This is a genomic window from Devosia naphthalenivorans (genome assembly GCF_003056355.1).
GTDB classification, from domain to species: Bacteria; Pseudomonadota; Alphaproteobacteria; order Rhizobiales; family Devosiaceae; genus Devosia; species Devosia naphthalenivorans.
Map to the genome: position 1 here is coordinate 94,767 of NZ_PYVW01000018.1, position 9,395 is coordinate 104,161.

General features: G+C 59.6%; 9 protein-coding genes. 8 read left to right on the plus strand and 1 reads right to left on the minus strand.

Annotated elements, in window-relative coordinates:
* Positions 1-282: 282 nt before the first annotated feature.
* Positions 283-459, minus strand: coding sequence for a hypothetical protein (locus C8264_RS22300; RefSeq protein ID WP_162783767.1), 177 nt, complete (start codon positions 457-459; stop codon positions 283-285).
* 721 nt (positions 460-1,180) lie between these two features.
* On the opposite strand from C8264_RS22300, the gene C8264_RS18800 reads away from it, so the two are divergent.
* The 8 genes from C8264_RS18800 to C8264_RS18840 all read left to right on the plus strand — a co-directional run bounded on the left by C8264_RS18800 (position 1,181) and on the right by C8264_RS18840 (position 8,929).
* Positions 1,181-2,029: an N-formylglutamate amidohydrolase gene (locus C8264_RS18800; protein WP_108462523.1), complete on the plus strand. Its 849-nt coding sequence runs from the start codon at positions 1,181-1,183 to the stop codon at positions 2,027-2,029.
* Positions 2,026-3,879, plus strand: a complete 1,854-nt coding sequence (locus C8264_RS18805; protein WP_108462524.1) for a flavohemoglobin expression-modulating QEGLA motif protein — start codon at positions 2,026-2,028, stop codon at positions 3,877-3,879. Before C8264_RS18800 ends, C8264_RS18805 begins: the two co-directional genes overlap by 4 nt.
* A 12-nt stretch (positions 3,880-3,891) precedes the next feature.
* On the plus strand, positions 3,892-4,938 hold the full coding sequence (locus C8264_RS18810; protein ID WP_108462525.1) for a glutathione synthetase: 1,047 nt from the start codon (positions 3,892-3,894) through the stop codon (positions 4,936-4,938).
* 331 nt (positions 4,939-5,269) lie between these two features.
* The gene (locus C8264_RS22995) at positions 5,270-5,506 is read left to right on the plus strand and encodes a DUF6894 family protein (RefSeq protein ID WP_108462526.1); all 237 of its coding nucleotides are present in this window, start codon (positions 5,270-5,272) and stop codon (positions 5,504-5,506) included.
* A gap of 276 nt (positions 5,507-5,782) precedes the next feature.
* Positions 5,783-6,019, plus strand: coding sequence for a hypothetical protein (locus tag C8264_RS18820; protein WP_108462527.1), 237 nt, complete (start codon positions 5,783-5,785; stop codon positions 6,017-6,019).
* A 642-nt stretch (positions 6,020-6,661) separates the two neighbouring features.
* Positions 6,662-7,843 (plus strand): GAF domain-containing sensor histidine kinase, encoded by a 1,182-nt coding sequence (locus C8264_RS18830; RefSeq protein ID WP_108462529.1) that lies wholly within the window; start codon positions 6,662-6,664, stop codon positions 7,841-7,843.
* A gap of 248 nt (positions 7,844-8,091) precedes the next feature.
* Positions 8,092-8,295: a CsbD family protein gene (locus tag C8264_RS18835; RefSeq protein ID WP_108462530.1), complete on the plus strand. Its 204-nt coding sequence runs from the start codon at positions 8,092-8,094 to the stop codon at positions 8,293-8,295.
* A 406-nt stretch (positions 8,296-8,701) separates the two neighbouring features.
* Positions 8,702-8,929: a TFIIB-type zinc ribbon-containing protein gene (locus C8264_RS18840; RefSeq protein ID WP_108462531.1), complete on the plus strand. Its 228-nt coding sequence runs from the start codon at positions 8,702-8,704 to the stop codon at positions 8,927-8,929.
* The last annotated feature ends 466 nt before the right edge of the window (positions 8,930-9,395 follow it).

Consider the following 9,395-nt stretch of genomic DNA (forward strand, 5'->3'; position numbering starts at 1 on the left):
GAGGTCGACTTTGAAATGCTGGCCCTGGACGTTCTGACGCACACTAACAAGCGAGATGGGCGAAGGTCGTCTGAATGATCTTGCGGGCTGTCCTCAATCATGAACCCGCAGGTAGGCTTGCTCGCCGTCTATAGTCGCTTGAAGCAGCGTTTCTGCCGAGCCATCAGCCCGCTCTCGTGCATCAGCCTAGCGATGCGGTGAAGGAGAGCGGCAAATTTCCTATGCGCGAATCGAGAGGGTCGACACATCAGGCGATGACGCGCATGCGGGATGCCGACATAGCTATAAATCTCTTACAATCCAAGCAGCCAAAGCATGCGCGGACACACTCATGAGCAATGCCATAAGAAGGAAACCTCCTGAAACATGGCGGCCGAGATAGGCGCCTCCTGTTGTCGTCAGCACCGCCACCGCGAGACCGTTCAGGTACTGCGCAGTTGTTTTTCGCCTCTCAGTCATGATCACCTCCTGTTGCTGAGAACAGGATACTCGCCCTGATGGGCAGGCGGAGAAGGGGAGTAAGATGGATAACCTGCGACCTGCCGGCGAACGCTTTGGTGCTCTGTGACGAAGGAAGTTTAGCCTTACGCGATCATAGGCGGCAATCCGGCCAAGCCGATCCGTAAGCGCTTTGACGAAGCCAGAACTTCGATGCTGTTTGAAATAGCACGGTGGGACTGGCCTTTGGATCGCCTCTCGCGGGCCATGCCTTTGCTCACCAGTGCCGATCTGGAAGGCTTGCGTCGGTTCTAGCAGGAGCAGTAGGCACAAATCTATCGCACTCATCCGAAGGCGATCAGAAGACACACGGCGGAGCGGATCCTGTCCGCCCCGTTCCCATCCCCTTGAGGTCCATCAGCAATGGGGTGGTTATCGGTCGGTCCGCTTATATGCCAAATGTTGAGGAAGCGGACATTCTCCGGTTCAACGCCTTTCATCTAAAGCAAAGGCAGCTCCAAACTCGTTGAACCTCGGGTCGCGCGGTCGACACTGCTCCAACTTCTTCTTGGATCGCCAGGGATCAGGCGCGGATCACCAAGCACCCTGATGCGCGTCGGCCCGATCGGCGAAGATACTTCCCTTTGGAGCATCTGGTAAGGCGGCTCCGTGAGTCTGGAACTCTGGCCGCGGCTCTCCGTTGATCTGACTTACCCGTTTCGGGGCACTAGCAAAGCGTCAGATGATCCAATCCACATCCCACTCCCGCTCCGTCGAGGGCGACGATTTGAATTGCCTTGTCGGTAGTGACGCGCTCTGGTCTGTCGATCGGGCAGCGTCTCCGCTGATTGGCACCGCCATTCACAACGGCCATGCGCTGCGGGACGAAATCGCGTCCACCATCGCACTCGATGACGCCCAGCGCCTGCGTGAAGAAGATCCTTTCACCGAATACACCATCCGTGACGTGCCCAACCGGATCGTGTTCCATCGCTCCCGCTTCGAGGTCGACCTCAATCGCGATGCGCCTGGGGCGGTCTATCTGCTTCCCGAACAGTGCTGGGGGCTGGATGTATGGGCAATGCCGCTCGGTGATGAACTGGTGCGTCGCTCGCTGGCGATCCACGCAGCCTACTACGCCATGTTGCGGCAGATCCTGGAGGGTATCGCCGCCGAATTCGGGCAGTTCGTGCTGCTCGACATCCATAGCTACAACCACCGGCGCGCGGGACCTGAGGGGGCGCCGATGCCTGAGGCTGAGGCGCCGCAGATCAATATCGGCACGATTTCGATGGATCGGGCGCGTTGGGCCCATGTAGTCGACCCCTTCATAGAGAGCCTGCGCAGCTACACCTTCGCCGGTCGCCCTATAGACGTGCGCGAGAACGTAGCCTTCCAGGGCAGAGGCGAGCAGACCCGGTTTGTCCACACCAACTTTCCCGAAAGCGGCTGCGCCATCGCCATCGAGTTCAAGAAGTTCTTCATGGACGAATGGACCGGTGAGCCAGACCCGGAAGCCCTGGGCAGTATGCGCAGGATGATCACCGGGTCCCTGCCGGTGCTTCTGGGCGCCCTCAGGGCCTCGGCATGACGGCGGCTCGCCAACCGCTACTGGACGAACTCGCCCGAGCGCTCGCGGCCGGGGAGCCGATCCGGCGGGACTTTGGCCGGGGCGAGCGACTGCATATCGATCGGCCACTGCCCTTCCTCGTCGTTCATATTGGCCAGCGGCGGGACCTCGCCGCCGTCGATGTGGCGTCGGCCAATTCTGCCTACCTTTTGGTGCGCAGCCTGCGCACCGCCACGGCGATCATAAAGCTTGTGGCCGAGGCGATGCGGGAGCAGTTCGGCGCCTTCATCGTGATCGATGTCGGAGAGCTGGAGCGCGATCGTCTTGCCAGTGACGCCGACTATCTACCGCCGTTCGAGTTGAGCCTGTCGGCCTCCGCCGATGCGCCGGCCAAGGCGGCGTTGCTGGCCTTTGCCGCCGCCGCTGAAAAGACCGAAGCCAAATACCGGGCGCCCAAGATCGCCCGGCCGGCGATGGCGGATGACCCTGCGGCAAGGCTCGCCCGACTGCTGCCGAGGCTGGCCTGCCTGACGGTGCGCTTTGCCCCCATCTACCGGGTGCCTGAGTCCGATGCCGTCTATCCGCAATTGCGGGAGCGTTTGGTCGAAAATATTGTCGATGCAGGCTTGCGGGCCGTGGCGGGCTTTGCCGACGCGACTGGTTGCATGGCGCTGGCCTCCCATCGTGCCCTTGGCCGCCGCGCCTTCGTTGATGCGGTGACCCGCGCCGACCGGTCCATCGATGAGGTGGCCGAGTCGTTCGATTTTCTCTTGGCGGTAACGCCGATCAACGCGCAGGCGGCTTGGGCGGAATTCAGCGCCGGCAACTGCGAACAGGCGCCGCGCTTTCTCTATCGGCCTCTGACGGTCGACGTCGGCCGGCAAAAGAAGGCGCTGTTCTCGGTGGACTTCGACCGGTTCGAGGATCCGGTTCTCGCCACGCTCTATCGCGAGAAGCAGCAGGAGCTCGATCTGCAGCTGTCCTTGCTGGCGGCGCGCGAAACCCCGCGCTTCATCGAACTGGGACGGGCGCTTTATGGCCCGGTCGAGCCGTCACTGCTCAAGGCGGCGGGCGATATTCTGGCGGACACCAAGCCGGCGCGTGGCAAGGCCCGGGATGACGGTGCCGACGCCGACGTAACGGTCCTCGAACGTCGCGCCCATGCGATGATCAACGCCTATGCCGAGGACTATGAGGGCTTCTCGGCCCGCGTCGAGCTGCGCGATGACCTGCCCTCCGGCATGATGGTTTCGGGCGGGAGGCTGCTGATTTCGCGCAATACGGTCACCCCGCGAAATCGGGTTGAGGCCCTGCTGAGCCACGAGATCGGCGTGCATCTGCTGACCTATTTCAACGGCTCCGCACAGGGGTTGCGCCTGTTCCGCTCGGGCCTAGCCGGATACGAGGGGGTGCAGGAAGGGCTGGCCGTGCTCGCCGAATACCTTGTGGGCGGCATGACCGTGAGTCGGCTGCGGCTCATCGCAGCGCGTGTCGTGGCGTGTGCCGACATGCTCGGTGGTGCCAGTTTCGTCGAATGCTATCGCCGGTTGGTGCGCGAATTTGGTTTCGCCAAAAGCGGCGCTTTCAACCTGGCGCTGCGGGTCTATCGTGGCGGGGGGCTGGCCAAGGACGCGATATATCTGCGCGGCCTGCTCGAAGTACTGACCCATCTGCGCCTGGGCGGTTCGCTCGATCCGTTCTGGATGGGCAAGATTGCTGCCAGTCATTTCGGCATCATCCAGGAACTGGGCGCTCGTGGCCTGCTCAAGGCCCCGCAGCTGCTGCCCCTGTTCCTCAACCATCCGCAAGCTGCCGGACGGCTCAAGTCGGCCTGTGCCGGCATCACCCCGACGCAGATGTCGGTCAACTAGGAGCGTCACCCCATGCGCATTGCATTTCTCGTCAATTCCATCGAAGGCGAGACGGCCAACTACACGACCACCCACCTGGCGCTGTCGGCGCTCAGCCGCGGCCATGATATCTGCTACCTGACCCCCGGCGACTTTGTGCTGCGGCCCGATGACAGTCTGATGGTGCGGGCGCTGATGCTGCCGGCCAGCAACTACAAGAAGGCGGAAACGCTTTACAAGGACCTACGCAGCAAGCAGACCTCTGTTGAAACGCTGGACGTGTCCGAGATCGACATCCTGCTGCTGCGCAACGATCCTTCTGAAGACTCGGTCGACCGCCCCTGGGCTGCCCATGTCGGCGCAGTGTTCGGCCGCCTCGCCGCCGCACGCGGGGTTATCGTTCTAAATGACCCGGACGGATTGGCCCGGGCCCAGAACAAGCTCTATTTCCAGGACTTTCCGGCCTCGGTCCGGCCCGAGACGCTCATCTCCAAAAGCCTCGAAGAAATCCGTGACTTCATCGAGCAGCAGAAGAAGGGCGTGATCCTCAAGCCGTTGCAGGGTTCGGGCGGCAAGAACGTATTTAAGATCGCCTCCCCCGACGATTCCAACATCAAGCAGATTTTCGAGGCGGTTAGCGAGGAGGGCTATCTCATCGCCCAGAGTTTCATGCCGGCGGCGTCGGAAGGAGACGTGCGCTTTTTCCTCCTGAACGGCCTGCCGCTGCAGCGGGACGGCAGGTTTGCCGCTTTTCGCCGCGCGCCGGCCAAGGGCGAAATCCGCTCCAACATCCACGCCGGCGGCAGCGCGGTCCCCATAGAGGTCAACGATACGATGCTGTCCATCGCCGAGACCGTGCGGCCAAAGCTTATTCAGGACGGTATGTTCCTGGTCGGCCTCGACATCGTCGGCGACAAGCTGCTCGAGATTAACGTGTTCACCCCTGGCGGTTTAAACAATTTGTCGCAAATGTACGAGGTCGACTTCCCGCTCAGCGTCATCGAAGCGCTGGAGCGTAAGGCGGAGACCAGGAAGGGCTATCGAGGAACCCTCAACAACCGTGAGTTGGCGACGTTCTAATATCCAAAGCGCCCATAGGTAAATCGGCGTTCAAGCGCGAAAGGAATCAACGGGGTCTCGATCAGCTTCGAGAGCTATACCACCCCGGGGATCGGTTCGCCCAAAGTGTGTTCCGAGCACCGTGAACAGATGGATGACCAATACCGAAATTGTCGGTAGCAACCGAGGAGGCTTCCGCCGCCCTCAAGAACGGCAAGTGCGGCAACGCGTGGTCGAAACCGTACAGGATTGACATGAGTAGTGTCGAGTTGATGTAGGTTAGGGCATCGCATGTTGGCAACCCGTGCTGAGTAGCCGGATTGCTGACCAGGGTGGATGCTTTGGGGCCGATATGCCCAAGTGCGACGCCTTCGACGTTCAGGACTTACAAGGCTCATCTTGCTACGGTTGTAGCGACTTGGACGATGACGCGGCGGCAAGGAACGAGGCAGCCAGAGCTTTGGGTGAGATGGTGAGAGATCAGCTTACGGGCAGTGAGCAGGCTGACATTACGATCGTGGTTTGCAGACAGGATCGAACGCCCGTGCTTAAAGCGCTTATCGTCTACTCGATCTGGCCGTTGATTTAAGCTTGATCATCATCCACCGGCTGGCGGAACCCAAACGCGTTCTGAGCATTCTCAATCTCGCTGACAAAGCAGACTAAGGTCCCCCCTGATCTAAGCCTGGCAGGTACCGCCCCGTACTTGCCAGGCATTTTTATTGCGCTCTGCCGTTCCAATTGCTCATCAAGAAGCGGGCCCCCTCTTTGTTGCACGCCCTCCTACGGTGGTCCGCTTGATCCACTTTAATTGCCTCTGGCCGACTCTCGTGCATTCTTTCTGGGGGGCTCGGGAGGGTCTATTATGAAGGTGAATGTGTTTCTTGCCCGCGATTGCCGGGAAGAGGAAACGCGGCTGCTGATTTTGCCAACGGCACAAAAATCATCGACCACAACTTTCCAAGGCCGACAGTGGCGCTTCTACGGCACGCTCGACAGCGAAAGCGAACTGTTCGAAGGCGTGGCAGTGGAGTTGCGCTTGCAGGCTCGCGGATACGCCGTTGTAGAAGCCCGCTCGAAGTGCTCCACCCCGCGGTTTTAGTTCGGCAAGCACCGGAGGATTGAGGCGCTCGGCGAGGCGCATCAGAGCGCCAAGAGCAGTGGCAGTGAGTTAACCTCGATCAAACCTAGCACCGTTTCCGGTGTAAGACGTTCGCATCATTGTCGCAGCGAGCCAAAGAGACAGACATGCCGCCGATAGAGTATCTTGTGACGCAGAAAACTCGACGGTGGTGCGTTTTCTGCGCCGCCGCTCAACACGGGCCATACATCACCTGTCAAAGCGCAATAGACAGCGCTTTGGCCATGGCAAGAGCTGACTTCAGAGAAGGGCGCACGGCTATCGTCGTGCTCGACGACGATGGCCAACTCGACAAGCTCTACGATAGCACCAAACCCACAGCTTGAATGGTGAATGGTCCGTGCACTTCTCCCCGCCTCGCGCTTGAATAAACCCGAGTTTAGAGCAGTGACGTAAGGTAAGCGCCTGGCGTGGTCTTTGTGCTGCGGAGTGATAGCCCGGGTAGCGGTGGCTGATATGTGTGCTTCCGAGATTGCACTCATCAAGCCCGATTTCGGATCGCCGCGTGCATCGTGCGAGCAGTGCTTGAGGTCACGATCTATCCATGACACCACAACCGGCTCAGGATAGGATTAGCGAAACTACACGAGTTGGATCGCTCCGGTGGAAACCAATATCCAGAATGACATAGCTGCCCTCCAGCGCATCGCCGCCGTGCCAAACATACTCGACGTCGTCTGCCGTGCCACCGGCATGGGCTTCGCCGCCGTTGCGCGAGTGACCCATGACCGCTGGATCGCCTGCCAGGTGCTCGACAACATCGATTTTGGTTTGCCGCCCGGCGGTGAGCTCAAGGTCGAGACGACTCTGTGCCACGAGATACGTCAGCACCGCGAAGTGGTCGCAATCGACAATGTGGCCGAGGACGCCAAGTATTGCGACCATCACACGCCGCGCATGTATGGTCTCCAGAGCTATATCTCGGTACCAATCGTGCTGCCTGACGGTCGGTTCTTCGGAACGCTCTGCGCCATAGACCCCAACCCGCACTTGGTCGACACCCCGCAGATCATCGGTACCTTTACCCTGTTCGCGGAACTTATCGCCTACCACCTAGAGGCCGAAGACCGCATCAACGCAGCAGAGGATCGGGTTGCTGCGACCGAGCAGACCTCCGAACTACGCGAGCAGTTCATTGCCGTGCTGGGGCACGATCTCCGCAATCCCCTGGCATCCATTGATGCAGGCCTGGGTAAGCTTCTTCGCGATGGAGCTTGGACGGAGAAAACGCCGGGTTTCCTGCGGCTGATGAAGAACAGTGTTCATCGGATGAGTGGCCTGATTGACAACGTCCTCGACCTCACGCGCAGCCGGCTCGGCGGCGGCATTGCGCTGGACCTCGATCCGGAGCGTCCATTGCAGTCAACCCTGGAGCAGGTCGTCGAGGAAATCCGCACCGCCAATCCAGATCGTAAGATCGAGGCGCAAATCGACATTTCCAGGGCAATAAAGGTCGATCATAACCGCGTGGCGCAGATATTCTCGAACCTGCTTGGTAACGCAGTCACCCATGGAGCAGCGGACGGTGCCATACAGGTTGTCGGCGCATTGCGCGACGATAGCATACTGGAACTGTCAGTCGCCAATGCGGGACATCCAATCCCGCCGGAGATGGTGCAGCATCTATTTAAGGCGTTTCACCGAGGGCTGGTCCGCAACAACGACGTGGGGTTGGGCTTGGGCCTGTACATTGCATCCCAAATCGCCGAGGCCCACGGTGGTCGAATAGACGTGGAGTCCGACCCGACCGAGACCCGGTTCACGTTCCGCATGCCCGTCGACTAACTACCAGCAGGGCTGATCGCTGCATAAACCGCTGCTCACGCTCGCCACTGGCATCCCTGCGGAGGGAATTTAGAAGCATCCGAGGACTGACAACATGCAGTGCATAGGCAAGTGAGATCAACCTTCCAGCGCTATGCCTTATATACCTTGGTGGAAGTATCCATCGGCGCAAACGAAGACGAACGCTGAGGTCGGAACCGGCGCCCCGCCCTCGCGTTGGTCCAGTCCAACCGAAAAGGAGAACTCCCATGGACTGGAATCGCGTTGAAGGTAACTGGAAGCAGATGACCGGAAAGGTGAAAGAGCAGTGGGGCAAGCTCACCGACGATGATTTGGCACAGATCAATGGTAATCGGGAACAGCTTGAGGGGAAGATCCAGGAACGTTACGGCAAGGCGAAGGACGAAACGAGCCGAGACATCGACGACTGGTACAGCCGCCAGACTTGGTAGCCCCCAGCAAGTCCAAGGGCTCGACAGGAAACTGTCGGGCCCATTTAGTTGATGCGGTGTAGGGGGGTAGTCGTAGTCCTCTACCGGGCGACTGCCGATTGAGTAGACCGCCGGCAAAAAAAGGCGATGATCAACTCGCTATAGTTGGGGCAACGCCCCCCTCAGAGGCATTGATCCGAGTCATGGAGAGTTCCCCGCGAGCCTCTCCAACTGTTTGCCCGCCGACGATGCTCAATTCGCGGAGAGAAAGATCAGGTTTATTGTCTATCAGCTGATGGCGGTACGCTTCGCCGCCTACGCCCCGAACTTAAGGGTGTCCTACACACTGGCTGGTGCAGAACAAGGCCTTGCTGATATGGTTTCGCCCGGCTGAAGCATAAGCTTGGCGATCGACAAGGAGACATCGATGACCCGCGCCGTTGATTGTCCTGTCTGCGGTAATACGCTGGCGTTGCTTGAGCGCAGCACAGGGGATGTGGAGACCGTAAACTGTCCCGTGTGTGGCAACTACAACATCACCAAATCCTCGATAGAGGTACTATCGAACTACAATCTGCCCGCGCGGAGGGCCAGGCTGGAGCACGCTAAGCAAAACACAAAGGTCGATCAGTTGCCGCTGATCAAGGAAGCTTAGCGGATCGAACCAACCGGCATTGGCGCCCATTAGCGACAGGCGCAGTCAATGGCTACCGGCCATAAGGGCGGCCACTGATCTACCGGTTCAGCTTCTAGCATTCTTGCATGAACGTGACCGCCTCTGGAACATACCTCGGGATCAAGGGGCTTTCGTCCTGAGAACAGGTATCGATTTGAGAACCCCCGCCTCAGGGGGACTTTGACCTATTGAACGCACCCTTGTTCTGTGACGTAGCAGGAACTGCCGGACTGGCTGATGCAGGAGCTATCGCGGCAGGGTCTGCAGGCGCCGTCGTCGCAGCTGGAGCAGCAGGCGTCGTGGTGGTGACATTCACGACCCGGTCCCCTCGATTGTTCATGAAGACGATCACGAGAAGCGCGTATCTACTGGCGGTCCTCAGGCAATCTTCCACGATAACAACACCCAGAACTGGATGAGGTGTGCGACAAGGTCGGCGGAAAGC

Excerpts from the sequence above, each read along its gene's own strand:
- C8264_RS18820 (WP_108462527.1), top strand. The coding sequence starts at position 5,783 with ATGAAGGTGAATGTGTTTCTTGCCCGCGATTGCCGGGAAGAGGAAACG.
- C8264_RS18840 (WP_108462531.1), top strand. The coding sequence starts at position 8,702 with ATGACCCGCGCCGTTGATTGTCCTGTCTGCGGTAATACGCTGGCGTTG.
- C8264_RS22995 (WP_108462526.1), top strand. The coding sequence starts at position 5,270 with ATGCCCAAGTGCGACGCCTTCGACGTTCAGGACTTACAAGGCTCATCT.
- C8264_RS18805 (WP_108462524.1), top strand. The coding sequence starts at position 2,026 with ATGACGGCGGCTCGCCAACCGCTACTGGACGAACTCGCCCGAGCGCTC.
- C8264_RS22300 (WP_162783767.1), bottom strand. The coding sequence starts at position 459 with ATGACTGAGAGGCGAAAAACAACTGCGCAGTACCTGAACGGTCTCGCG.
- C8264_RS18800 (WP_108462523.1), top strand. The coding sequence starts at position 1,181 with ATGATCCAATCCACATCCCACTCCCGCTCCGTCGAGGGCGACGATTTG.
- C8264_RS18835 (WP_108462530.1), top strand. The coding sequence starts at position 8,092 with ATGGACTGGAATCGCGTTGAAGGTAACTGGAAGCAGATGACCGGAAAG.
- C8264_RS18810 (WP_108462525.1), top strand. The coding sequence starts at position 3,892 with ATGCGCATTGCATTTCTCGTCAATTCCATCGAAGGCGAGACGGCCAAC.